We start from the raw sequence: 25,046 nt of genomic DNA, 5'->3' as shown, positions 1-25,046 counted from the left end.
CACTACAACCAGCCAGTGCCAACCAGTCCGGCGACCACTGCCGCGCCGAAGACCAGCCAGGCCGCGTAGTCACCCACATGTCCGCTGTGCAGTCGGTGTAATGCGGTCTCTGCCGCGGTAATCAGTCGGTTCGGCGACCTTCCGCGTGCGTGCAATGTGCCGAAGTGCAGCGTGGCAAGGGCGATGAGCACGGCCAGGACGGTCGACAGCAGACCGAACGCCAAGCCTGCTCCGGTCCATTCGATATGCGGAGCCGCACCGGGGTGGCCGGTCGTATTGCCGAGCAGCGCCGCCGCCCGGTAAGCCTCGGGATCGACGAAAGTCGCGGCGGCGGGACCGATGGCTCGCGTGAATCCGGTTGGCAGACCGAGTAATAGCGCGACGAGCAATAGAGCCAGCACCGCCGCCATCATCGTGATCGGCGTCCGGTTGCGAGGCGCGGCGACATCGGGGATCTCGTGTTCCCCGGTGGTCTCCTCGGGATCGAGCTTGTGCTCGGGCACCTCGCCCACACCGAAACACACCCGTAGCCCCGCACGCAATGCCGCGCCACCGGTCAATGCCGATACGACGATCACCAGCGCCACAAGCAGAATCGACGCGTCGGATTCCTCGAGCAAGGCCTTGCCCAGTCCCGCACCGAAGGGCGGCAACCCCGCCAATATCAATGCCGACACCACGAACAGCACACCGATGGTCCGCTGCCCACGCGCCCGGCCATGCAAGCTGAATTCATCCACACTGCGATACCGCGACAGCAGCACACCGGTCAGCAGGAACAGCGCGCCCTTCACCGCGGCATGACCACCGAGATATAGCGCCGACGCGGCCACGCCGAGCGGCGACAAAGCGGCGAGACCGAGAATGAACAAACCGATATGCGCGATCGTCGAATATGCGAGCAGCCGTTTGATATGCCGCTGTAGCACACACATCACCGCACCGAGCACGGCGGTGAAGATGCCCAACACCAACAACATTCGGCGCACACCCGGAGCGGGAAGCACAGTATCGAATACCGTCCAATACACCCGTGCCAACCCATACACACCCAGCGGCGCCATCACACCGGAGAACAGCACACAGACCGGCGAAGGTGCGACGGCGTGCGCATCGGCCAACCAGAAATGGAACGGTACCGCCGCCGCCTTGACCAGCCAACCGGTGGCGATGAGCACGAATGCCGCCAGAACAAGAGCATCACCCGCCCGCGTTTCGACCGCAATCCCCAACTGCGCCAGGCCCAGTTGCCCGGTTCGCGCATACAGCAGTCCGATGCCGAACAGGCAGAGATACGCGCCGAGCGAATTGATCACCCCGAAATTCAGTCCGGCCTGCACGGATTCGGGTTCCTCGATCTTCAGTCCGGTCAACGCGTAGGCCGCGACGCCCATCAGTTCGAAGAAGACGAACATGTCGAAAATGTCACCGGTCAGCGCGAATCCGGTCATTCCGGTGGCGAAGAGCAGGACCAGCGCCGGATAGTGCGCGTGCAGATTGTCGAAGTACCGCCAGCCGAACAGCAGCGCGGTCGTAGTGAGCAATGCGATCAGCAATGCCATCGCGGCACCGAGCCGATCGGCGACCAGCACGATCCCGACGGTCAGCCCCGGTCGCGGTTCCCACCCACCGGCCCAGGACACCACCGTGCCCGCACCGGTTTCATACAGCAGCCATCCGGCCAGAATCGTCCCGGCAAGCGCGGTGCCGGTGCCGATAACATCGATCAGCAACCTGGGCAATATCCGACCGAAGGCGAGCAGCACACAGGAACCGGCGACCGGCAGCGCGATCAGGAGTGCCGGGAGTGCCTGATCGACGGGGACCATCAGCCACGCAGCGCGTGCAGTTCGTCGGGCACGACGGTGCCGTGCCGCTTGGCGATCTGCACCACCAGGGCCAGCAGCAACGCGGTCACCGTCGCCGAGACCACGATGTCGGTCAATGCCATGGCCTGTACCACCGGGTCCACCGCGGGCGAGCCCGGCGGATTGGCGGATCCGAAAATCGGTGCGGTCGCGCCCTTTTGGTAGCCGATGGCCAATAGCAGGACATAGGTTCCGGATTGTCCGATGGATACGCACACCACGGTGTGCACCAGATGTCTGCTGCGTACCACGCCGAAAATGCCGATCAGCAATAGCCATCCGGCGATCACATAGGGAAATTCGGTCATCGCGACGCCCGCCTCTCCGTAGTCAGATACTCGTCGAGGAACTGCGCGAGCAGTACGACGACACCACTGCCGACCGCGAGACCGACCGCCACGCTGAACAGCGGCACGGTACCGGCCGACAGCAGGCGGCCGAATTGCCCGAGCGGCAGAATATTCGCCAGATACCCGGCACCACTGAGGATTCCGGCCAGACCGAGCGCCACCACCGTGCCCATGCCCGCTGCCTCGCCGAACTCGTACCAGACCAGCGGACGCACCCGCCGCAGCGCGCGATAATTGCCAGCCACGTACAGCAGATGCAGGCCGGTGGCCAGCACCACACCACCCTGGAAGCCGCCGCCCGGCGTGAGATGTCCGTGCACCACAACATCCGCGCCGATCATCAGCGTCACCGGCAACAGGGCATAGCCCAGGAATCGAGTGGCCTGCACAATGCGACCCACGTCCTCCGATTGCCGTTGCGGCCGTTGCCCTTCCGGGCGCAATAACGTCGCGGCCCCGAGCACCGCGGCCACCAGAATGGCCTCCTCGCCGAAGGTATCGAGGCCACGTTGATCGAAATTGACCGAGGAAACCGCATTCGGACTGTGCTGCTCCAGCGACACACGGACCGCGGCGTCCCGATACGGATGGTCGGTGCCGCCGAATCCGGGCATCCGGAACAGCGCGAGCCCGAGCAATACGACAAGTCCGACCCCGCCGACGAGGAAGATCACCAGTCGCGCACCGTGCCTCATGACCGTCGCCTCCGATCCACGGCACGCACGGCGAGCAATACCATCAGCGGCACCACCGCGGTACCCACCGCGACCTGTGACAACGCCACATCCGGTGCCCCGAGCACGAGGAATGCGGGTGCCAGCAGCGCACCGAATACCGCAAGCGATACCGCCTGCCGCTGTGGCTGTGCGGTGAATACGACGACCGTGCCCGCCACCGCGACGAGCCCGAGGGTGATCACGATCAGGGCGCTCATTGCGGAGCCTCGATTCTGCCGTCGGTGCGGGCATTGAGCCTGCCGATGGCGGCACTCAGCGCCGGGCCGGTGAGCGCCAGCAGTAGGAGGGTCACCGCGACGATCGCCGTGGTGAGTCCCGGCCCCTGCGCGATCAGCACCGCGAACGCGATGATCGGACCGGCCACCGAGCTGATAATCGATGAATAATGCAGTCGCGCATAGACCGAACGCGGCCGGAGCGCGGCCACCGACGCCGCCACCGCGGCCAGGGTGCCGATCGTGAGCAGTGTGTCGACGAAGAAGCTAGTCATCGCGCACCCCCAGCAGGCGCGTGAAAACCAGCGTGCCCGCGAAGGACAGCAGGACCAGCACCAGCGGCACGATCAGATAGTCCGGTCTGCCGAGTCCCAGACTCAGCAGTATCAGGACAAGGATCAACAGCGAGCCGACCAGTTGCAGCCCGACGAGCCGATGCGCCGCCGGGCCCCGGCTGGACAGCAGCAGCGCGGGCCCGATCCCACCGACCAGCAGCACACCCGATGCGAGCAGCCAAGGCGCGGTGGACATTTCGATCAGCCCCCGAACATCCGCCGCAGCCGAGTCATGGGTGTCGCGAGTACATGCATCAGCAAGCCGTCGTTATCGGCATCGATGACGACCGAGCCCGGCGTCGCCGAGAGCACTCCGGTGATCAATGCCGCCCGGCCCGCTCGCCGCCGCGCATCGGTTTCCGCGTCGAGCTCGTCCTCCTCGAACCGCCCGACCGGCCTGCCGCGCGCGGCGGCCGACAGGACAGCCCAGCTGTCGCTCATAATCGCGCCGGGCAGTGCTGCCAAGAGTTGCGCGATCCTATCCGGCGGCCGCCAATTACCCTGCACCGCAAGACGTCCCACCCGCCCCGCCCAGGCAGCGGGTAGGGCGAGCACGGCCGCCGCGGCCAGCTCTTGGAGACCGAACGAGGTCAGCGTCGCCAGCCACAGCAATACCAGCACCGCCCACCAGCCGCGGATTTCCACCGCGGCCACGATGCGGGCGCTCATCCGTCGTCTTCTCGACGCCAGTCCCGCACCGCGTCACGCGCCCGGTCGAATATCGCCAGCGGCGGACCGGCCAGCAGATTCGCCAGCGCGGATTCCCCGGTCTTCGGATGCGGCCGAGTCGGCGCGACCGCTTCGGCGGCGCGTACCGAACCCGCCATCCGCTGCAACTGATGCATCGAAAACTGTTGGCGCAACAGCGCGAATTCCTCGTTCTCCTCGCGGCTGGCATGGTCGATCACCGCATCGGCGAATTCCGCCAGCTCGGCATCGAAATCCGGGTGGTCGACACCGAGTTCGTAGAGGTCGGCGAGCGCGGACTTGGCGTGGTTCTCCTCGTCCCGACGCTCATCGACCATCTGTTCGGCTCCGAAACGGGCACGGGCGGCGACGGGATGCACGGCCTCGGCTTCGGCGCTCTCGTGCACCGCGAGCAGCCGAACCAGCTCGTTGAACAGCTCCGACTTATCGCCATGTCCGGATTTCAATTGGGCGAGCAGGCCTTTGATCCGCCGGTGCTGAGCCATCAGCAGATCCACGACGTCCTCGGTCGCTGGCAGGGTCATGACGACGAATTCCGATGCGGCACGAATTCCTGCGCCTTGGACTTCACGCCCTGCCACATCAGATGCCAGCCATCCGGATCGCCGCGCATCACCGCCTCGGCGGTGTCCTTCATCTGCTCATAGGTCGCATGCGGCGGAATCGGCGGCACCTCGGGATCGCAGCGCACGTCGAGCAGTACCGGACGATCCGCGCTGAGCGCCTGCCGCCACGCGTCGGCGAGATTGTCCGGATCGTCGATCGCGATCGACGGCAGACCCATACAGCGCGCGAGGTCCGCGTAGGAGGTCTCCGGCAGTATCTGCGACTCTTCGAATTTCGGCGCACCGCCCATGGCGCGCAACTCCCAGGTGACCTGGTTGAGATCGTTATTGTGGAAGACGCAGATGACCAGCCGCGGATCACTCCACTGCCGGTAATAGCGGGCGATGGTGAGCAGTTCGGCCATCCCGTTCATCTGCATGGCACCGTCACCGACCAATGCGATGGCCGGACGCTCCGGATGCGCGAACTTCGCCCCGATCGCATAGGGCACACCGGGTCCCATGGTCGCCAGGGTGCCCGACAGCGAGCCGCGGGTACCGATGCGGAAGCGCAGGCAGCGGGCATACCAGTTGGTGGACGAGCCGGAGTCCGCGGTGACGATCGCATTCTCCGGAAGCTGCTGCGACAGTTCCCAAACCACGCGCATCGGGTTGACCGGCTTGGCCTGCAACATCGCCTGCCGCTCGACCGTCTCCCACCAGCGGGCCACATTCTGCTCGATCTTCTCCCGCCAGGAGCGATCCTCCTTGCGGCGCAGCAGCGGAATGAGCTCGGCCAGTGTGGCTTTCGCATCACCGACCAGATTCACCTCGGTCGGATATCGCATGCCGATCATGGTGCCGTCGATATCGATCTGCACCGCGCGCGCCTGACCGAACTCCGGCATGAACTGGGTGTAGGGGAAATTCGACCCGATGGTGACCAGAGTGTCGCAGTCGCGCATCATCTCATAGCTCGGCCTGCTGCCGAGCAATCCGATCGGCCCGGTGACGAAGGGCAGATCATCGGGCAGCACATCCTTGCCGAGCAGCGCCTTCGCCACGCCGGCACCGGTGAGCTCGGCGAGTTCGACCACCTCGCGCGCGGCCGAGCGTGCGCCCTGACCGACGAGCACCGCGACCTTGGATCCGGCGTCGATGATCTCGGCGGCGCGTTCGATCTCGGGGTACGGCGCGATCACCGTCGCGGTCAACGCATGCGGTGGACTGGACGGCACCTGCTTGAACTCGTGTTCCGGCGGCTCGTACGGCTCTTCCTGCAGATCGGCCGGAATGATCACCGCCGTCGGCGCATGCCGGGTCATCGCCGTGCGGAACGCCCGGTCCAGCGCGTTCGGCAACTGGCTCGAGACATTGACCTCGACCAGATAGTCGCTGGCGACGTCCTTGAACAGGCTCTGCAGATCGACTTCCTGCTGATAGCTGCCGCCCATGGCGCTGCGCGCGGTCTGACCGACGATCGCGACGACCGGGACATGGTCGAGTTTGGCATCGTAGAGACCGTTGAGCAGATGGATCGCCCCTGGCCCCGAGGTGGCCGTGCAGACGCCGACCTTACCGCTGAATTTGGCGAAACCGGTGGCTTGGAAGGCCGCCATTTCCTCGTGCCTGGCCTGCACGAATTGTGGTTTGTTATCCGCGCGGCCGAAAGCGGCGACCAGACCGTTGATGCCGTCGCCGGGGTATCCGAAGACTTGGTTGACGCCCCACTCCCGTAGTCGTTGCAGGACGTAATCACCAACCTGTTGTTTCATGAGGACTCCTGTTCGGTATCCGGGTTGGTCAGACCGGTCATACCCAGCGAATGGGCAGGCAATCAGCGGGTGTGCCGCGCACCGAAGTGGGTAGCCGCTCTGTGCCGAGACAGGAGGGGTGCCGAATGATTGATCTCCCGCTGACGCGACTCGCGGCCGAACTCACCGAGCAGGTTGCCGGGGAAGTGCGCTTCGATCCCGGATCCCGGGCCACATACTCCACTGATGCCTCGAACTACCGTGCGGTGCCGCTCGGCGTGGTAGTGCCGCGCACACCCGAGGATGCCGCCGCCGCCATCGCGGTGTGCCGCGAGCACGACATGCCGGTGCTCTCGCGCGGCGGCGGCACCAGTCTGGCCGGTCAATGCTGCAATGCGGCCGTGGTGCTGGATTGGAGCAAATACTGCGATCGGCTGATCTCGGTCGATACGGCGGCCCGCACCGCGATCGTGGAACCGGGCATCGCACTCGACCCGCTCAATGCGCAGTTGGCGCGGTTCGACCTGATGGTCGGCCCGAAACCCGCGACGCATGTCAGCTGCACGATCGGCGGGATGATCGGCAACAACTCCTGCGGATCGACGGCGCAGGCGTACGGGAAGATGGTCGATTCGGTGCGGCGGCTGGAAATCCTGACCTACGACGGTTTGCGCGGTTGGGTCGGCGCGGATTCCCAGGATGAGTTTCCCGAACTGCTGGACGGCCTGCGGCGGATCCGCGATGAGTACGCGCCGGATATCCGCACGCACTATCCCGATATTCCGCGCCGGGTGTCGGGCTACAACCTCGATTCGCTCCTGCCGGAGCATGGCTTCGATCTCGCGAAACTGCTCGTCGGCAGTGAGTCCACGCTGGTGACGGTGCTGCGCGCCGAAATCGAACTCGTGCAGCGCCCGAAGGCGGTGGCGCTGACCGTACTCGGTTACCCCGATATCTACGATGCCGCCGATGCGGTGCCGATCGTCTTGCGGCACAACCCGACCGCCCTGGAAGGCGTGGACCACCGACTGGTCCAACTGGAACATATCGAACATCTGGCCGCGGGTGCTATCGCACAGCTGCCGGACGGAAACGGTTGGCTGATGGCCCAATTCGAAGGCGCCGACCAGGACGAAGCCGACCGTCGCGCGCAGGCGATGGTCGAGGAAGTGACCATGGAAACCGGTGCGACCTCGACAATGATCGATGACCCCGCGCGCGAGGCGGAGATCTGGACGGCCAGGGAAGCGGGCCTCGGTGCCACCGCCTTTCCGCCCGACAGTCCGGAAACCCATGAGGGTTGGGAGGATGCCGCGGTCCCGCCCGACCGGCTCGGCGACTATCTGCGCGACTTCGAAAGTCTGCTCACCGATTTCGATTACCAGTCGTCCTCGCTGTACGGCCACTTCGGCCACGGCTGCGTGCACACCCGTATACCGTTCGATCTCCGTAGCGCGGAAGGCATTTCCAGGTACCGCAGCTTCGCCGAGCAGAGCGCACAGCTGGTAGCGCGGTACGGCGGATCGCTGTCCGGTGAACACGGCGACGGACAGTCGCGCGGCGAACTGCTGCCGATCATGTTCGGCGACCGGGTCGTCGAGGCATTCGGCGCGGTCAAGCATCTGTTCGATCCACGCAATCGGATGAATCCCGGCAAGGTGGTACACCCGCGACCACTGGATCAGGATCTGCGCCAAGGTGCGGACTATCGACCGTGGAATCCGGTGACGCACTTCACTTTCCCGGAGGACGACCACCGGTTCAGCGTGGCCGCCGCGCGCTGTGTCGGCGTCGGCAAGTGCCGCGGTCACGAGGGCGGGGTGATGTGCCCGAGCTACCGGGCGACCAGGGAGGAGGAACACTCCACCCGCGGTCGCGCGCGACTGCTGTTCGAAATGCTCCAGGGTGAGGTGATCACCGATGGCTGGCGCTCCACCGAGGTGCGCGATGCGCTCGATCTGTGCCTGGCCTGCAAGGGCTGCCGCAGCGACTGCCCGGTCGATGTCGATATGGCCACCTACAAGGCCGAATTCCTGTCCCACCACTACGAACACCGCGTCCGGCCGATGGCGCACTACTCGATGGGCTGGATCCCGCTGTGGGCCCGGCTCGCCACCGCCGTATCCGCACCGGCCAATGCGCTGGCGCAGAGCCGGGGCCCGGGTGGGCTGCTCAAACGTCTGGGCGGCGTCGACCCGCGCCGGGAACTGCCGCGCTTCGCCCGCGAGCGCTTCACCGAGAAGTTCGCCCGCCGCACACCGGACGAGCGCGGCCATCGCGGCCGAGTGCTGCTGTGGCCCGACACCTTCACCAATAACTTTGCTCCCGAAATAGCCGAAGCCGCGGTGACCGTATTGGAGGCGGCCGGATTCGAGATCGAAATACCCAGCCGCACAGTCTGTTGCGGACTGACCTGGATCTCCACCGGCCAATTACCCACCGCGAAACGAGTGCTGCGCCGCACCCTGCGTCAGCTCGAACCCCAGCTGCGCTCGAGCACCCCCATCGTCGTGCTCGAACCCAGCTGCGCCGCCGTCTTCCGCGCCGATCTGCCCGAACTGCTGCCCGGCGACGAAGACGCCCACCGCCTGGCGAATCAGGTCCGCACCCTCGGCGAAATCCTCACCGAACAAGCCGACGACTGGGAACCGCCGCGCCTCGACGCGCACGCCATGGTCCAGCCGCACTGCCACCAGCACGCGGTCCTGCACTACGAGGCCGACCAAAGGCTGTTGACCGCAACGGGACTCGACGTCGAAGTACTCGATGCCGGATGCTGCGGCCTGGCCGGAAACTTCGGCTTCGAACGCGGCCACTACGACGTCTCGGTGGCCTGCGCCGAGGACAAACTGATGCCGACCATTCGCAAACGCGACCCCGAGACACTCGTGCTGGCAGACGGATTCAGCTGCCGAACCCAAATCGAACACCTGGATCCACAAGCCCGACCTCGGCACGCGGCACAGGTCCTCGCCGAGGCGCTGCGCCGCGGGTGAATCAGTCGGTGTCGAACAGCCGATCGGCGGGCGGGAGTTGGCTGATGGTGTTGGAAATCTGGGCGACCAGGGCCCAGGGACGTTCGGTATCGGTGGTGGCCTTGCCACTGGTGAGGATCGCGCCGGAGAGTCCGCGGGTGGGGTCGGCCCAGCCGTATTGGGTTGTCAGGCCGCTGCGGCCGAAATGCGACTGGGTATTTCGCCCGAACTTCGAGCGGCGAGCGCCGAGTTCGAAGCCCGCGCGGCTCACCCGTCCGGCCAGACCGGGCATGCGGGGCGCGGGCCGGATCGCCGCGCGCAGGGTGTCCGGCTCGATGATCCGCACGCCGTCGAGTTCACCACCGCGAGTGAGGATTTCGTAGAAACGAGACAGTTCGTAGGCCGTGGTGACGATATTGCCCGACGGCAGTTCGGCGGTCAGGAAATCCCGATTCGCGGAACGGGCGGTCGCACCGTCCATCCGACCACCCAGCGCCTTGCGTGCCAAAAGCATCGACATTCGGGACGGCGGCGGGCCGGTCTTCACACTGGGCACGACCTTGTCGACATCCTCGGGACGGACTCCGAAGTTGGTCCAGCGGAAGCCCAATGGCTCGAGCACCTGTTCGGCGAGATGTTCGCGCATCCGCTTCCCGGTGGCCCGCTGCACCAGCAGTCGCTGGATCAAGCCACTGGTCAATGCGTGATAGACCCGGAATCGACCCGGCCGCCAACTCGGCACCAGATCGGCCAAGCCCCGCACGGCCAACTCCTCGTCCAGCACCAACTCGACGCCCTTGTACGGCGGCGTAATGAACGGCACACCCGCCGAATGCGACAGCACATCGCCGATGGTGATCGCATCCTTGCCGTGCGCCGCGAACTCGGGAATGTATTCGCACACCGGATCATTCAGCGCGAACGCACCCTGCTCGATCAGCATGAACATCAGCGTCGCCGACACGCCCTTGGCCGTGGAGAACCCGCAGAACAGCGTGTCCGGCGTCGCGAGCACTCGCTCCGCATCCGGGCCGTCCTTCGGCGCATTCCCCCAGCCGTGCCCGATCGCCCGATTCAGCACGATCTTCCCGTTGCGCCGCAGACAGGTCTGAATCGCGGGCGTCGTCCCCATCCGGTACCACGCCCGCACCGAGGCCCACAGTGCGGTGACATCCGCGTTAGTCAACCCGGCATCGGCCGGATCGTCCTCGTGCCCGACCGTCGTCACCGCGTCCAGATCATCGGCGACGGTCACCAACGTGCCAGGAACCACCTTCACCCGGCCAGCATATCGACGCTGATCCCGCCCCCGATCGAGCCCACGCTTCGGTCCTGGTTTCGCGCGGCGAGCCGGGGTACTCGACGAGCAGGAGGTGTGACATGCCAAAGGAATGGAGCAATAAACAGGAACGGCAGTACGAGCACATCAAGGACTCGGCAGAAGACCGGGGCGCGAGCCAGAAGCGGGCCAAGGAAATCGCCGCTCGGACGGTCAATAAGAATCGCGCCCAAGCCGGGCAGACCAAGACCGCCAGCCGTACCTCGATAAAGGACAAGTCGCCACAGCAGCGCGGCGGACAGCGCTCGGGGCGCAGCGGTCCGAAGGGCCCGACCCGTGACCAGCTGTACAACGAAGCCAGACAGCGCAATATCAAGGGCCGCTCGAAGATGAACAAGGGTCAGCTCGAGCGAGCATTGGGGAAGGGCTGAGGATATGGCCGTGCCGGGCGCCGCGGAATTCGTGCCGCCGCACGCGAGCCTGGCCGAGTTACGGCAGGCCTCGTGCGGCTGCCATGGCTGCGATCTCTACCGGCACGCCACCCAGACGGTTTTCGGGGAAGGTCCGGAAGACGCCGACGTGGTCATGATCGGTGAGCAGCCCGGCGACCAGGAGGACGTGCGGGGACACCCGTTCGTCGGCCCCGCCGGGCGGTTGCTCGACCGTGCGATCGCCGAGGTCGGAATCGATCGCGACCGGATCTATGTGACCAATGCGGTCAAGCACTTCAAATTCGAGGAGCGCGGTAAGCGCCGCATCCACAAGCAACCCGGACGCACCGAAATCGTCGCCTGTTCGGCCTGGCTCGAGGCCGAGTTGCGGGTCATCGAACCACAACTGGTGGTTTGTCTGGGCGCTATCGCCGCGAAGGCCGTGCTCGGTCCCTCCTTCAAGGTCTCCGAGCGGCGCGGTGAGGTCATAACGATGCCGGATTACGCGGTGATCGCGACCGTGCATCCATCGTCGGTGCTGCGTGCTCCCGATCGCGACGAGGCCTATACCGCATTCGTCGCGGACTTGAAAAGGTTGCGAACGGTCTGCGGTGGTATACGACCGATGTGACGGCCGAAAATATCACCCGGCCGCATGTACTGCGCGAATACGCGTTCCTCGGGGACGGCGAGCGCGGTGTGCTGGTCGGTCCACACGGTGACTTCGCATGGATGTGCGCACCGCGCTGGCACAGCGACGCGGTTTTCGCCGGGCTGGTCGGCGGCGACGGCGTGTATTCGGTGACGCCGTCCGGGCGTCTGGTGTGGGGCGGGTACTACCAGACGGGCACGTTGATCTGGAATTCGCACTGGCTGGTCGGCTCGTCGGTGGTCGAATGCCGGGAGGCGCTGGCCTTTCCCGGTGATCCGCATCGGGTCGTTGTGCTGCGCCGGATCGTCGCGGTGCACGGCGATGCCGAGGTCGAGGTGGTGCTGCGGCCCGCCGGGCAGTTCGGTGCAGCGAAGGCACGAGACCTACACCGCACAGATGACGGGGTATGGCTCGCGCGAGTCGGTGACCTCGCACTGCGTTGGACGGGTGGCGCGTCCGCGTCGGTCCGCGACGACCGCGGGTGGACCGATCGGATAACGCTGCGGCAAGGCGAGATTCACGATCTCGTCCTCGAATTGTCCGATATCGCATTGCCCGACGAACCACCCGATCCGCATGCGGCATGGGCGCAGACCGAATCGGCTTGGCAACGTCAGGTGCCGAAACTGGGCCCCTGCGCCGCGCCCCGCGACACCGTTCAGGCCTACGCGGTCATGCGCGGTATGACCAGTTCCACCAACGGCATGGTCGCCGCGGCCACCACGAGCCTGCCCGAACGCGCGGACCGCGGCGAGAACTACGACTACCGCTACGTGTGGATCCGCGACCAATGTTTCGCCGGTCAGGCCGTGGCCGCCGACGGCCCACATCCGTTGTTGGACAATGCGTTACAGTTCGTGGCCGAACGACTGCTCACCGATGGGCCCCAGGTATTGCCCGCGTGCACGGTCACCGGCGGACCCATCCCGGAGCCGAGAAATCTGGACCTACCCGGCTATCCGGGCGGTCGTACCGTTGTCGGCAACCGGGTGCGCGAGCAGTCGCAACTCGATGTATTCGGCGAGGCACTGCTGCTGTTCGCCGCGGGCGCGCGGCACGACCGGCTCACCGAGGACAGCCGCAAGGCGATCGCGGTGGCGGTCGCCGCGGTCGCCGAACGCTGGCGTCGACCGGATGCGGGCATCTGGGAAATCGAGAACCGGCACTGGACCCATTCCCGGCTGGCCTGCGTCAGCGGCCTACGCGCGGTTGCCGCCATTGCCGACACCGGTGCCGATCCGGTGTTCTGTACCGCGCTGGCCGATACCATCATGGCCGAAACCGCCCGCACCAGCGTGCATCCCAGCGGTGCGTGGCAGCAGGCCCCCGATGCGGCGGGTGTCGACGCGGCCCTGCTGCTCCCCGCAATCCGTGGCGGTGTACCCGCCGACGATCCGCGCAGCCTGGCCACCTATCGGGCCGTCGAGCGCGAATTGTGCACGGATTACTACGTTTATCGCTATGCCCACGACGAGCAGCCGCTGGAGACGAACGAGGGCGCATTCCTGTTCTGCGGATTCATCATGGCAATCGCCGCAGCCCAACTGGGACACCCGGTTTCGGCGGCACGCTACTTCGAGCGCAATCGCGCGGCCTGCGGTACGCCCGGATTGTTCGCCGAGGAATTCGATGTCCGGCAGCGGCAGCTGCGCGGCAATATGCCGCAGGCCTTTGTGCACGCGATGCTGTTCGAATCCTCGGTCCTGCTCCCCCGATTCGGCGCCGACCACGAGTAAGGAGTTGTGATGAGTTTCGAACCCCGAGTAGTCGTGATCACCGGGGCGAGTGCGGGCATCGGTCGCGCGACCGCGCGCGAATTCGCTTCGAGCGGTTGCAAAGTCGCACTGCTCGCCCGCGGCGATGCCGGGCTCGCGGCCGCGGCCGATGATGTGCGCGCCGCGGGTGGTGAGCCGCTGACGATTCCGGTCGATGTCGCGGACTACGCGGCGGTCGAGGCCGCGGCGACCCGGACCGAGGAGGTGCTCGGGCCGATCGATGTCTGGGTCAACTCGGCCTTCACCTCGGTATTCGCCCCGTTCGAGCAGATCGCGGCCGCGGAGTTTCGGCGGGTCACCGAAGTCACCTATCTCGGCACCGTGCACGGCACCATGGCCGCGCTCTCGCGCATGCGGGCGCGCGATCGCGGCGCTGTCGTGCAGGTCGGCTCGGCGCTCGGTGCCCGCTCGATTCCACTGCAGTCGGCGTATTGCGCGGCTAAACACGCGATCAACGGGTTCACCGAATCGGTGCGGGTAGAGCTGATGCACGAGGGCAGCAATGTGCACATCACGCTGGTGCAGGCGCCCGCGGTGAATACGCCACAATTCTCCTGGGTGCTGTCGCGCCTGCCGAAGCGGCCACAGCCGGTGCCGCCGATCTACCAACCCGAGATCATCGCGCGCTCGATCGCCTTCGCCGCGAAACATCCTGAGCGCAAAGAGTATTGGGTCGGCGCGAGCACCACCGGAACCCTGCTCGCACAACGGCTCGCACCCAGCCTGCTCGACCGATATCTGGCCCGCACCGGCTACGACTCGCAACAGACCGACGCCGATGCCGACGCACGGGCCGACAATCTCTGGGAGCCGGTCGACCGGTCCGGTGGACCCGACTTCGGCGCACACGGCGAGTTCGATGACCGTGCGCACCGGCGCAGTACGCAGGCATGGTTGAGCCGCGGGCTCGAGACATTGGCCAGCGGTTTACGTAGGCATTAGCCGCTCCGGGGCGATTAGCTGACCGTAGCGCGGGTATGGCGCACATATGGTCCCGACGATCGACCAACTGCTGCACGCGCTGACCCGCGCGGTGAATACGCTGGTGGATGCCGATATCCGCTTCGCGGTCGCGGGTGGTTGCGCGGTGTACGCGCGCGGTGGGCCCGCCTCGGAGCACGATGTCGACATCTTCATCAAACCGGCCGACCTGCCAGCGGCCCGCAGCGCGTTGGCCCGCGGCGGATTGCGGGTCGCCGAGCCGCCCGAAGACTGGCTGACCAAGGTCTATGACAGCGGTGTGCTCATCGACCTGATTTTCCGGCCGAACAACCGGGCCGTCACCGACGAATTACTCGATCGCGCGGAAATGATGCGCATCGGCCCGACGATGGCGCCGGTGATCAGCGCGAGCGACCTGATGATCGACAAATTACTGGTATTCGACGCGCACCGACTCGACCTGAGTCCGCTGCTGACGATCGCGCGCGATCTGCGCGAACAGGTGGATTGGGATCGGGTGCGCAAGGAAACCGATGTTTCGCCGTATGCCAGGGCCTTCCTCGGACTGTTGGACGATCTCGGAGTAATCGAGCCGAAACGGGTGGTGTGAATGGAACGACCGCAATATCTGGTCGCGCATCTGCGCCGGGCGCTGGCCGAGGATCCGCGCACCGCCGAACTCGGTGTGCAGGTGACGATCCGCGGCGATGTCGTCGTCCTCGACGGCGAGGTGAGCAGTATCGAACGCAAGCTGCAGATGGAAAAGGTGGTGCGCGAACAGCTTCCGCGCGCCCGCATCCACAACGACGTGCACGTCACACCGCCATGCGCGCCGGGGGCCGCCGAGGCGCTGGCGGACTGAGACCGGAAAGGAGGGCGGCCCATGCGGATCGCGGCAATCGGTGACGTCCATCTCGGCGCGGAGTCGGGCGGCGAACTGCGCCCGGCACTGGCGGAACTGCCCGACCGCGCCGATGTGCTGCTGCTGGCCGGTGACCTCACCCGGCACGGCACCATCGAGGAAGGCCGCGTCGTGGCCGCGGAATTCGCCGATCTCGGTGTCCCGGTCGTGGCGGTACTCGGAAATCACGACCATCACAGCGACGCACAGCACGAGATCACGGCCGAACTCACCGATCACGGCATCACCGTATTGGAGGGCACCGCGACGAAATTCGCGGTGGATGGCCATTCCCTCGGCATCGCGGGAACGAAGGGCTTCGGCGGCGGCTTCGCGGGTAAATGCGCGAGCGTCTTCGGCGAGCGGGTGATGCGCGAATTCGCCGCGCACTCCGTCGATCTAGCGGAGATGCTGCGCGAGGCGCTTGCGGGCCTGCACACCGATATCACCATCGCGCTGACCCATTACTCCCCCATCAGCGACACCCTGCACGGCGAACCGCGCGAGATCTACCCGTTCCTCGGGTCCTATCTGCTCGGCGAAACCATCGATGACCAGCGCGTCGACCTCGCGATCCACGGGCACGCGCATGCGGGTATCGAGCGCGGCACCACGCCGGGCGGCATCCGGGTGCGCAATGTGGCTCAACCTGTGGTGCGCACCGCCTACGTCGTCTACGAGCTGAAGCCGGAAACAAAAGAATAATAAGGAGTACCGATGCCCTCGATCGGATCCATCGCCGCTCTGGCCGCGGTGATCATGGCGGCGGGCCTGCTGGTCGGCTGCGCCGACAACGGCCCACTGGACCCGGTGCCAGCGACGCCGACCTCCCATCCCGACATCACCATCACCTTCTCGTCCCCGGGCAGTTCCGCGCAGATGCCCAATCCGGACGAGATCACCCCGACCGCGGCAAAGCAGCTGTGCGACATGCTGAAACCGGAGGTCGACCGTTGGCGCACCGAGGGCGCGCAGCTCGGCAAGCTCGGCTTCAACGGCACGGTGCACGATTGGGCGGCCCGCAACGGCGGCCTCAACGACACCGTCCTGAAGGACCGGGCGATCGTCGATCGCATCACCACCACCGAATGTCCGGATATCCGGCAGAAGGTGCTCGACGCACTGGATATCAGCACCCTTGCCGACGGCTTGGCGGGCTTCGGCCGCTGAGCGATTACGAGGAGACAGTGGCGCGGATTCCGGCCAGGATGACCCGCACCCCGCGCTCGTATTCCGCATCGGTATCGGTGTCGAACAGATCGGCCACCATCCGGGCGGTCCGCGGATAGCGCTCGGCATCGACGGTCTGCGCCATCCGCTCGGGAGCGTAGGGATTGCCGTCGGCGTATTCCGCGCCGGATTGCGCCTGTTCCTCGATAACGAAGCCGACCGTGTAGTGCAGCAGGATCGGGAACACGCGCTCGGCATCGACCCGCGCGAAACCCGCGTCCTCTAGCGTGCGCAAGGTCAATTCGACGGTGCGCCACATGGCTTCATCGCTGACAAAGGTACCGGCCAGCACCTTCGCCCCGTCCCGATAGCGCAGCATCGACCGGCGCAACCGCCCGGCCACCGCCACCACCCAGTCCTGCCAGTCCTCGCCCTGCCTGGGCGCCTCGATCCCGTCGACAGCGGAGACGAATACCCGCCGGGCCATCGCATCGAGCAGTTCGCGCTTGTTCTTGATATGCCAATAGAGCGCGGGCGCCTGCACGTCCAGGGCCGCGGCCACCTTCCGCATGGTCAGTCCGTCGAGGCCGACCTCGTCGAGCAAACCCAATGCCGCCTCGGCGATCACCGTCGCATCGATCTTCACTGTCACCTCCTGCTGTCCGACGCTTGACAGCTTAACAATGTTCTGGTCTCCTTAACAACGTTAAATCGCTTAACGTTGTTAAGGAGACCGATATGGAAACGACCGATGTGGTGATCGCCGGGGCCGGACCGACCGGGCTGATGCTGGCCTACGAACTGCGCCTGGCCGGTGTGGAGGTCGCACTCGTCGACGGACTTGCCGCGCGCACCGGCGAATCGCGGGCCGGTGGCATCCACGCTCGCACCATGGAAATCCTCGATCAGCGCGGGCTGCTCGACGGATTGCTCCCGCTCGGCCGGGTCATGCAAGCCGGGCACTTCGGCGGCCTGCCGCTGGATTTCAGCGACTTCGACACCCGCTACCCATTCACCCTCGCCGTCCTGCAGTCGGTGATCGAACGCGAACTCGACCAGCACGCAACCGAACTCGGTGCGACAGTGCGGTGGAGCTCGCCCGTGGTCGGCTTCGGTCAAGACGCGTCGGGCGTCGAGGTGGAAATCGGCGGGTCGAATCCGCGCCGGATTCGCGCCGCCTACCTGGTCGGCTGCGACGGTGGCCGCAGCGCGGTACGCAAACTGGCGGGCATCGATTACGTCGGCACCGACGCGACCGTGACGGGCATGCTCGCCGATGTCGAATTGGCCGATCCGCCCGCACAGCCCTTCTTCGGACACCGCGCCGGTGCGGGCGATTTCTCCGCGGTCCAATTCGAGCCCGGGTGGTACCGACTGCTCGTGCAGCGCCACGACCTCGTCCTGGACCGCGGCGCCGAACTGAGCTTCGAGGACTTCCGCGCCAACTTCACCGAGGTCGCGGGCACCGACTTCGGCATGCACAGCCCGCGCTGGATCTCGCACTACGGCGATGCCGCCCGCCAGGCCGACCGCTACCGCGTCGGCCGGGTCTTCCTGGCCGGGGACGCCGCGCACATCCACTACCCCGCGGGCGGACAGGGCCAGAACCTGGGACTGCAGGATGCGGTGAATCTCGGCTGGAAGCTCGCCGCAACCTTGCGCGGCAACGCATCCGACGAACTGCTCGACACCTATGAGTCCGAGCGCCACCCCATCGCGGCCCGCGTCCTGCACAACACCCGCGCCCAGACCGCCCTCGGACGCCCCGGCCCGCACATCGACGCACTGCGCGACATCATGAGCGATCTGATCGATATGGACCAGGTGCGCCACCGCCTCGGCCTGATGATCAACGCCCTCGACATCCGCTACGACATCAAGGGCCAGCACCCGCTCATCGGCCGCCGGGTCCCCGATGCCGACCTCACCACCGCGGACGGCGACACCCGGGTGCACGAGCTGCTGCGCGCGGGCCGCCCGGTCCTGTTGGTGCTCAATGGAAACGACGTTCCGACGGTCCCGGAATGGCACGACCGGATCGAGATCATCAGCGCTGTCGGCCGCGCCGAGCAGTGGGCCATCCCCGGTTTCGGGGCGATCCAAGCCCCCGCCGCCGTCCTGCTGCGCCCCGACGGCTACGTCGCGTGGGCTACCGGCGAACCAACCGCCGCGGGTTTGTCCGAAGCACTCAGCACCTGGGTCGGCGCTACCGAACGGCACCCGAGCCAGCGCCCCGATCGGCAGCGCGTCAGCAATCAATAGTTGCCGCTCAGACGCGGCATCACGATATCGCGGTGAACACGCGATTCGCTGCCGCGCACCGACCCCAGCTCGGGGTATCGGTAGCCTCTTTGTAATTCCTTTACAAAGACATGACCGAAATTAGGCACGCCGATCGAATAAACCGGACAATAGCGAACATCGGAGCGGTGACCGTTTTGTCCGATTCGATGCGACACAACGAGAGCGCTGATTGATCTTGTCGACCCCCGTGTGACACTGTCGCCCAATGGACATCGTCCGAAATCTCGCCCGAGAAAGATCAAAAACGTTGCCTTCCAAAAGGGTTGTTAATGTGTATGCTATCGATCAATTAAGACCCCACTACGAGGTGGGATGACCGGCGAAGGCGGTGTCGCAGTGGATGTCAACGCACTCCGAATGCGCCGTGCGACTGTCTTTGCTCTCGGCGTCGGCGTGCTCATCCTGGCAGCTACCGGTCCGCTCGACCGGCTGCTGCTCGGTCTGTTCATCTGCATCGGACTCGGACTCGGTTGGCTGAATGCCCAACTCACCCGACTGACGGTCAACCGAGTCGCCGACGCCGAGAAACCGAGGAAACAGGGGTTGTACCTCTCCTCGGCGACTCGACTGATCGCAATAACCGGCGGTTCGCTCGCAGTGGGTTTCCTGGCAAGGCCGCACGGCATCGGAATCTTCTTCGGTCTGGCCGCCTTTCAAGTGATTCTGGTGTTGGTCACCGTCTTGCCTGAAGTGAAGGAGCTTCGCCAGCAATCATGACGAATCAACTCGCCTTCATCGCCCGGTCGGCGCTTCCGGTGCTCGCCCAGGAAGCGCCCGCCGAAGAGCCGAAAATCAAGGTCGGCGAACACGCGGTCGCGCACCTGTGGGGTATGGACTTCAATGTCGACACGATCATCTCGACCGCCATCGCGGCGGCGATCGTGCTCGGCCTCGCGTTCTACCTGCGGGCGAAGCTGACCTCGGGCGTACCCAACGGCGTGCAGCTGTTCTTCGAGACCGTCACGGTCCAGATGCGCAACCAGGTGGAAAGCGCAATCGGCATGAAGGTCGCGCCGTTCGCGCTGCCATTGGCCGTCACGCTGTTCATCTACATCCTGTTGTCGAACTGGCTGTCGGTGCTGCCGGTGCAGTACGGACACGGTGAATTGATCGCACCGCCCGCGTCTGACGTCAATTTCGTCTACGCGCTGGCCCTGTTCGTTTTCATCATGTATCAGGGTGCGGGTGTGTACCGGCGTGGCCCGGGTGGGCATGCCAAGCAGTTGCTGAAGGGCCACACCGGATGGGGCCCGATGGTTTTCATCAATGTCATCGAGGAAGTCGCCAAACCGCTCTCGCTGTCGCTGCGATTGTTCGGCAACATGTTCGCGGGCGGCGTGATGGTCTCGGTGATCGCACTGTTCCCGTTCTGGATCAGCTGGGGGCCGAATGCCATCTGGAAACTCTTCGACCTTTTCGTCGGAGCCATCCAGGCATTCATCTTCTCGCTGCTGACCGTCCTCTACTTCAGTCAGTCGATGTCGCTGGAGCACGAACACTAGCTCCGGCGACTGCTTTCGGGTCGCTCTAAACAACGACAGATCGGCGCCGCCGATCGAGCACAGTAAAGAACAGGAAGTGAAAAATGGCAGACGCAACAACGGCGGCCATCGTCCAGGGCGCGCTCATCGGCGGCGGCATCATTATGGGCGGTGGCGCCATCGGCGCGGGTATCGGTGACGGACTCGCCGGCGCCGCGTTGATCAACGGCGTTGCCCGTCAGCCGGAAGCCGAAGGTCGCCTCCGCGGTAACTTCTTCCTTACCGTCGGTCTGGTCGAGGCGGCGTACTTCATCAATCTAGCGTTCATGGCGCTTTTCGTATTCGCTACTCCAGGTAAGTAATTCAGTATGACGCCGCGAACGGATGTTATTGCCGAGGGGAACTTCCTGATCCCCAACGGCACATTCTTCGCCGAGCTGTTGATCTTCCTGATCGTGCTCGGGGTCATGTGGCTGTTCGTCGTTCCGCCGATACGCAAGGTATTGGCGGAACGCGAGGCGAGAGTCGCCGAGACCGCGGTCGACAACAAGGAAGCCAAAGCCTTGTTCGCCGACGCCGAAGCGAAATATCAGGCGGCCGTCGCGCAGGCGCGCAGTGAAGCGGTCGAGATCAGGAACCAGGCGAGGCACGAGGGCCGAATCATCCTCGAGCAGTTGCGAAGTGAGGCGCAGGACGAGGCCGACAGGATCGTCGCGGAATCCGCGACGGAACTTCGGGCCAAAGCGGACCAAGTGGCCGCGGAGCTGCGTGAGGCTGTCGAACCGCTCGCCGAGACATTGGCCGATCGCGTGCTCGGCATCAAGGATCGGCACGCCGGCTCCAGCGCCGGCCATCAGTCAGAACGAGCGTAGCCAATGAACCTCAACAGCGGCATCCTTGCCGAAGGGGCCATCCACGCGGCCGAGTCCGAGGACTCGGGCATCTTCCACATCACCTTCGACTGGCCGATCTTCTTCAGCCAGCTCTTCGGTTTCGCGGTCATCATCTTCGTCATCGTCAAATGGGTGGCGCCGCCGGTGAAACGGCTGATGGCCAAGGCACAGAACAATATTCAGAAACAGCTCGAGGAGAACCAGCAGGCGGCCGACCGGCTCGTCGAGGCCAAACGGGCCTACGACAATGCGGTCACCGACGCCCAGGCCGAACTCGAGCACATCCGCGAGGACGCGCGCGCCGACGCCGAACGCATCATCGCCAAGATGCGCGAATTCGCCGACGCCGAGGTCGCCCGGGTCCGCAGCCAGGGCCGCGACCAGATCGCCCAGATGCGCACCCAGCTCATCCGCGATCTGAAGGACGAGCTGATCACCACGGTCATGGACAGCACCGAGGAAAAGGTGCGCTACGAGATCGGCGCCACCCACGTGGCCGCCGACAGCATCGACAAATTCCTCGAGGACCTCGAGGCCATGGCCAACGCGGAGCCGCCGGTCCGACGCCGCGCCCAGCCCTGGGCGTTGTAGAACCCGGTGGTCACCGGACCGCATGCCCTGGCATGCTGGCCGAGTGGGCACCGCGCAGATCACGATAGATTTCGCGCCCGAATTGCGGCTGTTCGTCGCGGCCGCACAGCGGGACGGTCGCTCTGCCCTGCGGATCGACAGCGTGTCGACGCTCGGACATATCGTGGAATCGCTCGGCGTGCCGCTCACCGAGGTCGGCGAACTGCTGGTCGATGGTCGGTCGATGCACCCGGCGCATCTGCCCGCCGACGGCGAGGCGGTCTCGGTGCGCGCCGTGGCGCGTCCGCAGCGATTCGACGAGCCGCTGCGCTTCCTGCTGGATATCCACCTCGGCACCCTGGCGCGGCGGCTGCGGCTGCTCGGCGTCGACACCGCCTACGAGAATCCGGATATCGGCGATGCCGCGCTCGCCACCCGCTCGGCGACCGAACATCGCATCCTGCTCTCCCGCGACCGCGGACTGCTGCGTCGGCGTGAAATCTTCGCTGGCGCATACATTTACAGTCACCGCCCGGTCGAACAGCTGGACGACGTGCTATCGCGTTTCGCACCACCTCTCGCGCCATGGACCCGCTGCACGGCCTGCAACGGCCCCCTGCGCGTGACCGATAAGCACACCCTGCGTGGAAACCTGCCGAACGACACCGAACGCACCTACGACGCGTTCGCACAGTGCATCGACTGCGGCCGAACCTATTGGAAGGGTGCGCATCACGCGCGTCTCGACGCGATCGTCACGCACGCCCTCCACTTCGGCACTTGACCGCATTATCGGAATCAGGCTCCGAACGCGCCCTCTAATCGACTGCGGGAGCCGGGGTGAACGAGGCGGGCCACGCTGACCAGCGCGCTCGCGGACCAGGTGCGGCGGCGGATCTGGAGGCAGGGTTCGGTGCGGCGGATGCGAAGTAGTCGGCAGTCCTCCTGGCTGCCCTGCACCGCCTCGACGACATGTTCGCCACGTACCAGCGGGGCCACCGCGCTGAGGTAGCGGTTCGGGGTGATCTCGGCGAAATTCTGGTCGAGGTAGCCGGGTGCGGCGGCGGGGTTGACGTAGCGGTCCTCCACCTGGATCGGCACCTCGTCGTCGAAATGCACCAGCAGCGAATGGAATACCGAATCGGTCGGCCAATGGTCGAGCAGTGGATCGGCGGTGTCGAGCGGTTCGCTGCGCAGGAAGATGACCTCGGTGCGGTGCCGGTGACCGCGCTGTTGGATCTCATCGGCGATATTGCGCACCTCGAACAGCGGCGAGGCCACCTTGGCGGGCGCGACGAAGGTGCCGACCCCCATCATCCGAACCACCACCCCGGCCGCGGCCAATTCACGCAGTGCGCGGTTGACCGTCATGCGGGAGATGCCGAGAGCGTCGACCAGCTGATGCTCCGAGGGCAGCTGATCCCCCGCGCCCCAGCGTCCGGCATCGATCTGGGTGCGGATCAGGGTCTTGATCCGCTCATATGCCGGTGCCGTATCGGGTCCGGACGTCGCGAACAAGGCCGCCAGATCTGCATCGCCCACCAGGCGGGCCATCGCCACCACCTCTCACGTCGCCTGGCCGCAACCTTAGCCGTTCCGGTTGACAGGCACTTGTATATACAGGACTATGCATCTGGGCAGGCTGCCCCAGCTGCCCTTCTCCTGATGGAAGGCGGATCCATGCCGCACAACGACGAATTCGACGCCGGACTGCGGATCGAGCGCCGCACCATCGAAGTAATTCCGGATGCCGAACGCCACGGCACCGCGCGCAACCAATTCACCCTGTGGTTCGGGGCGAATATGCAGATCACCGCCATCGTCGACGGTGCGCTGGCGGTGGTGTTCGGCGCCGATGCGCTGTGGGCGATCGTCGGATTGCTGCTCGGCAATATTCTCGGCGGCATAGTCATGGCACTGCATTCGGCACAGGGCCCGCGGCTCGGATTGCCGCAAATGATCTCCAGCCGAGCGCAATTCGGCGTCCTCGGTGCGGTGATGCCACTGCTGCTCGTGATCGTGATGTATCTCGGCTTCGCCGCGACCGGTACGGTCTTGGCCGGTCAGGCGGTGAACAAGATTCTGCACGTGGACAATTCGACCGTCGGCATTCTCGTCTTCGGTGGGCTCACGGCCCTGGTCGCGGTGACCGGCTACCGACTGATCCACGTCATCGGGCGAATCGCCACCGTGGTCGGCATCATCGGCTTCACCTACCTGACGATCCGTCTGTTCGCCGAATACGACGTCAGCGCCTACGTCGGTGCCAAATCCTTCGACATCGTGACCTTCGTCCTCGCGGTCTCCCTCGGCGCGGGATGGCAGCTGACCTTCGGACCGTACGTCGCGGACTATTCGCGCTATTTGCCCCGCACCACCAGTGCACGGACCACCTTCTGGTCCACCTTCGCGGGCAGCGTGCTCGGCTCCCAGTGGGCGATGACGCTCGGCGCACTGGTGGCCGCCGTCGCCGGAAAGGCCTTCCTGGGCAACCAAGTCGGCTTCATCGGCGACCTCGCGGGCCCGTCCGCGATCGCGCTGTTGATCTACCTGGTGATCGTGGTCGGCAAGCTGACGGTGAACTGTCTGAACGCCTATGGCGGATTCATGTCCATCCTGACTTCGGTGACCGCGTTCAACGGCCGCTCGCACACCACCCAGGCCGCACGGACGGCCTATATCGTCGGCTTCACCGTGGTTTCGATGCTGATCGCCATCGGGGCCAGCGCCGACTTCCTCAACAACTTCAAGAATTTCGTGCTCGTCCTGCTCATGGTTTTCACCCCATGGAGTGCGATCAATCTGATCGACTACTACCTGGTCTCGCGCGAGCGCATCGATATCCCCGCGCTCTACGATCCGGAGGGCCGCTACGGACGCTGGAACGGCACCGCACTGGCCTGCTACACCCTCGGCATCCTGGCTCAGATCCCCTTCCTCGCACAGAAGCTCTACACCGGCCCGATCACCGATATGCTCGGCGGCGCGGATATCTCATGGATCGTCGGCATCGTGTTCACGGCGGCGATCTACTACCCACTCGCACGTCGCACGAGCAATCCGCCGGACGGGATGATCTACCCCGCCGCCACGGTTGCGTCGACCCGGGTTTCGGCCGAGTAACGCGCCGCTCTGCCGCGAATCCCGTGATGTGCTGGTCG

At 65.5% G+C, this 25,046-nt stretch carries 29 protein-coding genes; 17 read left to right on the top strand and 12 right to left on the bottom strand.

From position 1 onward, the window contains the following. Positions 1 to 2: 2 nt before the first annotated feature. Genes NA5_RS18805 through NA5_RS18765 form a run of 9 tightly spaced genes read right to left on the bottom strand, consistent with a single transcriptional unit; the run spans position 3 to position 6,533 of the window. Positions 3 to 1,829: a complex I subunit 5 family protein gene (locus NA5_RS18805; protein ID WP_062987801.1), complete on the bottom strand. Its 1,827-nt coding sequence runs from the start codon at positions 1,827 to 1,829 to the stop codon at positions 3 to 5. Beyond that, positions 1,829 to 2,176 carry a sodium:proton antiporter gene (locus NA5_RS18800; protein WP_062987799.1) on the bottom strand — a complete coding sequence of 116 codons (348 nt, stop codon included), beginning with the start codon at positions 2,174 to 2,176 and terminating at the stop codon, positions 1,829 to 1,831. The genes NA5_RS18805 and NA5_RS18800 overlap by 1 nt, the downstream gene beginning before the upstream one ends. After that, complete coding sequence (locus NA5_RS18795; protein WP_062987797.1) at positions 2,173 to 2,913, bottom strand: MnhB domain-containing protein; 741 nt, start codon at positions 2,911 to 2,913, stop codon at positions 2,173 to 2,175. The genes NA5_RS18800 and NA5_RS18795 overlap by 4 nt, the downstream gene beginning before the upstream one ends. Further along, positions 2,910 to 3,152 carry a hydrogenase subunit MbhD domain-containing protein gene (locus NA5_RS18790; protein WP_062987795.1) on the bottom strand — a complete coding sequence of 81 codons (243 nt, stop codon included), beginning with the start codon at positions 3,150 to 3,152 and terminating at the stop codon, positions 2,910 to 2,912. The genes NA5_RS18795 and NA5_RS18790 overlap by 4 nt, the downstream gene beginning before the upstream one ends. Further along, positions 3,149 to 3,445: a monovalent cation/H(+) antiporter subunit G gene (locus tag NA5_RS18785; RefSeq protein WP_062987792.1), complete on the bottom strand. Its 297-nt coding sequence runs from the start codon at positions 3,443 to 3,445 to the stop codon at positions 3,149 to 3,151. The genes NA5_RS18790 and NA5_RS18785 overlap by 4 nt, the downstream gene beginning before the upstream one ends. Next, positions 3,438 to 3,701: a monovalent cation/H+ antiporter complex subunit F gene (locus tag NA5_RS18780; protein ID WP_062987790.1), complete on the bottom strand. Its 264-nt coding sequence runs from the start codon at positions 3,699 to 3,701 to the stop codon at positions 3,438 to 3,440. The genes NA5_RS18785 and NA5_RS18780 overlap by 8 nt, the downstream gene beginning before the upstream one ends. Before the next feature lie 5 nt (positions 3,702 to 3,706). Next, entirely contained in the window at positions 3,707 to 4,174 is a 468-nt protein-coding gene (locus NA5_RS18775) for a Na+/H+ antiporter subunit E (RefSeq protein ID WP_062987788.1), read from the bottom strand. After that, the gene (locus NA5_RS18770; protein WP_062987787.1) at positions 4,171 to 4,737 is read right to left on the bottom strand and encodes a hemerythrin domain-containing protein; all 567 of its coding nucleotides are present in this window, start codon (positions 4,735 to 4,737) and stop codon (positions 4,171 to 4,173) included. Before NA5_RS18770 ends, NA5_RS18775 begins: the two co-directional genes overlap by 4 nt. Next, positions 4,734 to 6,533, bottom strand: a complete 1,800-nt coding sequence (locus NA5_RS18765) for a thiamine pyrophosphate-requiring protein (protein WP_062987785.1) — start codon at positions 6,531 to 6,533, stop codon at positions 4,734 to 4,736. The genes NA5_RS18770 and NA5_RS18765 overlap by 4 nt, the downstream gene beginning before the upstream one ends. A gap of 125 nt (positions 6,534 to 6,658) precedes the next feature. Between NA5_RS18765 and NA5_RS18760 the strand changes: the two genes are divergently transcribed. Continuing rightward, positions 6,659 to 9,508, top strand: a complete 2,850-nt coding sequence (locus NA5_RS18760) for an FAD-binding and (Fe-S)-binding domain-containing protein (RefSeq protein WP_062987783.1) — start codon at positions 6,659 to 6,661, stop codon at positions 9,506 to 9,508. Between the two features lies 1 nt (position 9,509). Here the strand turns inward: NA5_RS18760 and NA5_RS18755 are convergent, their stop codons facing one another. Then, the gene (locus NA5_RS18755; RefSeq protein WP_063813492.1) at positions 9,510 to 10,760 is read right to left on the bottom strand and encodes a serine hydrolase domain-containing protein; all 1,251 of its coding nucleotides are present in this window, start codon (positions 10,758 to 10,760) and stop codon (positions 9,510 to 9,512) included. A 107-nt stretch (positions 10,761 to 10,867) separates the two neighbouring features. Between NA5_RS18755 and NA5_RS18750 the strand changes: the two genes are divergently transcribed. The 8 genes from NA5_RS18750 to NA5_RS42305 are packed head-to-tail and all read left to right on the top strand — an operon-like array spanning position 10,868 to position 16,637. Beyond that, entirely contained in the window at positions 10,868 to 11,197 is a 330-nt protein-coding gene (locus NA5_RS18750) for a hypothetical protein (RefSeq protein WP_062987781.1), read from the top strand. A 4-nt stretch (positions 11,198 to 11,201) separates the two neighbouring features. After that, on the top strand, positions 11,202 to 11,828 hold the full coding sequence (locus NA5_RS18745; protein WP_062987779.1) for a UdgX family uracil-DNA binding protein: 627 nt from the start codon (positions 11,202 to 11,204) through the stop codon (positions 11,826 to 11,828). Then, positions 11,825 to 13,585: a glycoside hydrolase family 15 protein gene (locus NA5_RS18740; RefSeq protein ID WP_062987777.1), complete on the top strand. Its 1,761-nt coding sequence runs from the start codon at positions 11,825 to 11,827 to the stop codon at positions 13,583 to 13,585. Before NA5_RS18745 ends, NA5_RS18740 begins: the two co-directional genes overlap by 4 nt. 9 nt (positions 13,586 to 13,594) lie before the next feature. Further along, positions 13,595 to 14,566, top strand: coding sequence for an SDR family oxidoreductase (locus NA5_RS18735; protein WP_062987775.1), 972 nt, complete (start codon positions 13,595 to 13,597; stop codon positions 14,564 to 14,566). Between the two features lie 46 nt (positions 14,567 to 14,612). Further along, complete coding sequence (locus tag NA5_RS18730; protein ID WP_062987773.1) at positions 14,613 to 15,176, top strand: nucleotidyltransferase family protein; 564 nt, start codon at positions 14,613 to 14,615, stop codon at positions 15,174 to 15,176. Next, the gene (locus NA5_RS41335) at positions 15,177 to 15,428 is read left to right on the top strand and encodes a BON domain-containing protein (RefSeq protein ID WP_062987771.1); all 252 of its coding nucleotides are present in this window, start codon (positions 15,177 to 15,179) and stop codon (positions 15,426 to 15,428) included. It begins immediately after the preceding gene. A 21-nt stretch (positions 15,429 to 15,449) separates the two neighbouring features. Beyond that, entirely contained in the window at positions 15,450 to 16,172 is a 723-nt protein-coding gene (locus NA5_RS18720) for a metallophosphoesterase family protein (protein ID WP_062987769.1), read from the top strand. A gap of 12 nt (positions 16,173 to 16,184) precedes the next feature. Then, entirely contained in the window at positions 16,185 to 16,637 is a 453-nt protein-coding gene (locus NA5_RS42305; RefSeq protein ID WP_062987767.1) for a hypothetical protein, read from the top strand. A gap of 4 nt (positions 16,638 to 16,641) precedes the next feature. Here the strand turns inward: NA5_RS42305 and NA5_RS18710 are convergent, their stop codons facing one another. After that, on the bottom strand, positions 16,642 to 17,283 hold the full coding sequence (locus NA5_RS18710; protein WP_062987765.1) for a TetR/AcrR family transcriptional regulator C-terminal domain-containing protein: 642 nt from the start codon (positions 17,281 to 17,283) through the stop codon (positions 16,642 to 16,644). A 92-nt stretch (positions 17,284 to 17,375) separates the two neighbouring features. Between NA5_RS18710 and NA5_RS18705 the strand changes: the two genes are divergently transcribed. The 7 genes from NA5_RS18705 to NA5_RS18675 all read left to right on the top strand — a co-directional run bounded on the left by NA5_RS18705 (position 17,376) and on the right by NA5_RS18675 (position 22,669). Then, a complete protein-coding gene (locus NA5_RS18705; protein ID WP_062987763.1) occupies positions 17,376 to 18,899 on the top strand; it encodes an FAD-dependent monooxygenase in 1,524 nt (507 codons plus the stop codon). Positions 18,900 to 19,253: 354 nt separating this feature from the next. Then, positions 19,254 to 19,658, top strand: coding sequence for an ATP synthase subunit I (locus NA5_RS18700; protein WP_062987761.1), 405 nt, complete (start codon positions 19,254 to 19,256; stop codon positions 19,656 to 19,658). Beyond that, positions 19,655 to 20,443: a F0F1 ATP synthase subunit A gene (gene atpB / locus NA5_RS18695; RefSeq protein WP_084484242.1), complete on the top strand. Its 789-nt coding sequence runs from the start codon at positions 19,655 to 19,657 to the stop codon at positions 20,441 to 20,443. The genes NA5_RS18700 and atpB overlap by 4 nt, the downstream gene beginning before the upstream one ends. A gap of 83 nt (positions 20,444 to 20,526) precedes the next feature. Then, positions 20,527 to 20,784 (top strand): F0F1 ATP synthase subunit C, encoded by a 258-nt coding sequence (locus NA5_RS18690; protein ID WP_040687366.1) that lies wholly within the window; start codon positions 20,527 to 20,529, stop codon positions 20,782 to 20,784. Positions 20,785 to 20,790: 6 nt separating this feature from the next. After that, positions 20,791 to 21,294, top strand: coding sequence for a F0F1 ATP synthase subunit B (locus tag NA5_RS18685; RefSeq protein WP_062987759.1), 504 nt, complete (start codon positions 20,791 to 20,793; stop codon positions 21,292 to 21,294). A 3-nt stretch (positions 21,295 to 21,297) separates the two neighbouring features. Beyond that, positions 21,298 to 21,906 carry a F0F1 ATP synthase subunit B family protein gene (locus tag NA5_RS18680; protein WP_062987757.1) on the top strand — a complete coding sequence of 203 codons (609 nt, stop codon included), beginning with the start codon at positions 21,298 to 21,300 and terminating at the stop codon, positions 21,904 to 21,906. 43 nt (positions 21,907 to 21,949) lie between these two features. Then, positions 21,950 to 22,669, top strand: coding sequence for a Mut7-C RNAse domain-containing protein (locus NA5_RS18675; protein ID WP_174555243.1), 720 nt, complete (start codon positions 21,950 to 21,952; stop codon positions 22,667 to 22,669). Positions 22,670 to 22,683: 14 nt separating this feature from the next. On the opposite strand, the gene hutC is transcribed toward NA5_RS18675, so the two are convergent. Further along, entirely contained in the window at positions 22,684 to 23,439 is a 756-nt protein-coding gene (gene hutC / locus NA5_RS18670) for a histidine utilization transcriptional repressor HutC (protein WP_062987965.1), read from the bottom strand. A 126-nt stretch (positions 23,440 to 23,565) separates the two neighbouring features. On the opposite strand from hutC, the gene NA5_RS18665 reads away from it, so the two are divergent. Continuing rightward, the gene (locus NA5_RS18665) at positions 23,566 to 25,008 is read left to right on the top strand and encodes a purine-cytosine permease family protein (protein WP_062987963.1); all 1,443 of its coding nucleotides are present in this window, start codon (positions 23,566 to 23,568) and stop codon (positions 25,006 to 25,008) included. The last annotated feature ends 38 nt before the right edge of the window (positions 25,009 to 25,046 follow it).

Source organism: Nocardia anaemiae NBRC 100462, assembly GCF_001612725.1.
Classification (GTDB): Bacteria; Actinomycetota; Actinomycetes; order Mycobacteriales; family Mycobacteriaceae; genus Nocardia; species Nocardia anaemiae.
The sequence above is the reverse complement of the archived record's forward strand: the minus strand, read 5'-3'. Positions and strand labels throughout refer to the sequence as shown.

Coding starts and splice junctions, on each gene's coding strand:
- NA5_RS18805 (WP_062987801.1), bottom strand. CDS start 1,829: ATGGTCCCCGTCGATCAGGCACTCCCGGCACTCCTGATCGCGCTGCCG.
- NA5_RS18800 (WP_062987799.1), bottom strand. CDS start 2,176: ATGACCGAATTTCCCTATGTGATCGCCGGATGGCTATTGCTGATCGGC.
- NA5_RS18795 (WP_062987797.1), bottom strand. CDS start 2,913: ATGAGGCACGGTGCGCGACTGGTGATCTTCCTCGTCGGCGGGGTCGGA.
- NA5_RS18790 (WP_062987795.1), bottom strand. CDS start 3,152: ATGAGCGCCCTGATCGTGATCACCCTCGGGCTCGTCGCGGTGGCGGGC.
- NA5_RS18785 (WP_062987792.1), bottom strand. CDS start 3,445: ATGACTAGCTTCTTCGTCGACACACTGCTCACGATCGGCACCCTGGCC.
- NA5_RS18780 (WP_062987790.1), bottom strand. CDS start 3,701: ATGTCCACCGCGCCTTGGCTGCTCGCATCGGGTGTGCTGCTGGTCGGT.
- NA5_RS18775 (WP_062987788.1), bottom strand. CDS start 4,174: ATGAGCGCCCGCATCGTGGCCGCGGTGGAAATCCGCGGCTGGTGGGCG.
- NA5_RS18770 (WP_062987787.1), bottom strand. CDS start 4,737: ATGACCCTGCCAGCGACCGAGGACGTCGTGGATCTGCTGATGGCTCAG.
- NA5_RS18765 (WP_062987785.1), bottom strand. CDS start 6,533: ATGAAACAACAGGTTGGTGATTACGTCCTGCAACGACTACGGGAGTGG.
- NA5_RS18760 (WP_062987783.1), top strand. CDS start 6,659: ATGATTGATCTCCCGCTGACGCGACTCGCGGCCGAACTCACCGAGCAG.
- NA5_RS18750 (WP_062987781.1), top strand. CDS start 10,868: ATGCCAAAGGAATGGAGCAATAAACAGGAACGGCAGTACGAGCACATC.
- NA5_RS18745 (WP_062987779.1), top strand. CDS start 11,202: ATGGCCGTGCCGGGCGCCGCGGAATTCGTGCCGCCGCACGCGAGCCTG.
- NA5_RS18735 (WP_062987775.1), top strand. CDS start 13,595: ATGAGTTTCGAACCCCGAGTAGTCGTGATCACCGGGGCGAGTGCGGGC.
- NA5_RS18730 (WP_062987773.1), top strand. CDS start 14,613: ATGGTCCCGACGATCGACCAACTGCTGCACGCGCTGACCCGCGCGGTG.
- NA5_RS41335 (WP_062987771.1), top strand. CDS start 15,177: ATGGAACGACCGCAATATCTGGTCGCGCATCTGCGCCGGGCGCTGGCC.
- NA5_RS18720 (WP_062987769.1), top strand. CDS start 15,450: ATGCGGATCGCGGCAATCGGTGACGTCCATCTCGGCGCGGAGTCGGGC.
- NA5_RS42305 (WP_062987767.1), top strand. CDS start 16,185: ATGCCCTCGATCGGATCCATCGCCGCTCTGGCCGCGGTGATCATGGCG.
- NA5_RS18705 (WP_062987763.1), top strand. CDS start 17,376: ATGGAAACGACCGATGTGGTGATCGCCGGGGCCGGACCGACCGGGCTG.
- NA5_RS18700 (WP_062987761.1), top strand. CDS start 19,254: ATGACCGGCGAAGGCGGTGTCGCAGTGGATGTCAACGCACTCCGAATG.
- atpB (WP_084484242.1), top strand. CDS start 19,655: ATGACGAATCAACTCGCCTTCATCGCCCGGTCGGCGCTTCCGGTGCTC.
- NA5_RS18690 (WP_040687366.1), top strand. CDS start 20,527: ATGGCAGACGCAACAACGGCGGCCATCGTCCAGGGCGCGCTCATCGGC.
- NA5_RS18685 (WP_062987759.1), top strand. CDS start 20,791: ATGACGCCGCGAACGGATGTTATTGCCGAGGGGAACTTCCTGATCCCC.
- NA5_RS18680 (WP_062987757.1), top strand. CDS start 21,298: ATGAACCTCAACAGCGGCATCCTTGCCGAAGGGGCCATCCACGCGGCC.
- hutC (WP_062987965.1), bottom strand. CDS start 23,439: ATGGCCCGCCTGGTGGGCGATGCAGATCTGGCGGCCTTGTTCGCGACG.
- NA5_RS18665 (WP_062987963.1), top strand. CDS start 23,566: ATGCCGCACAACGACGAATTCGACGCCGGACTGCGGATCGAGCGCCGC.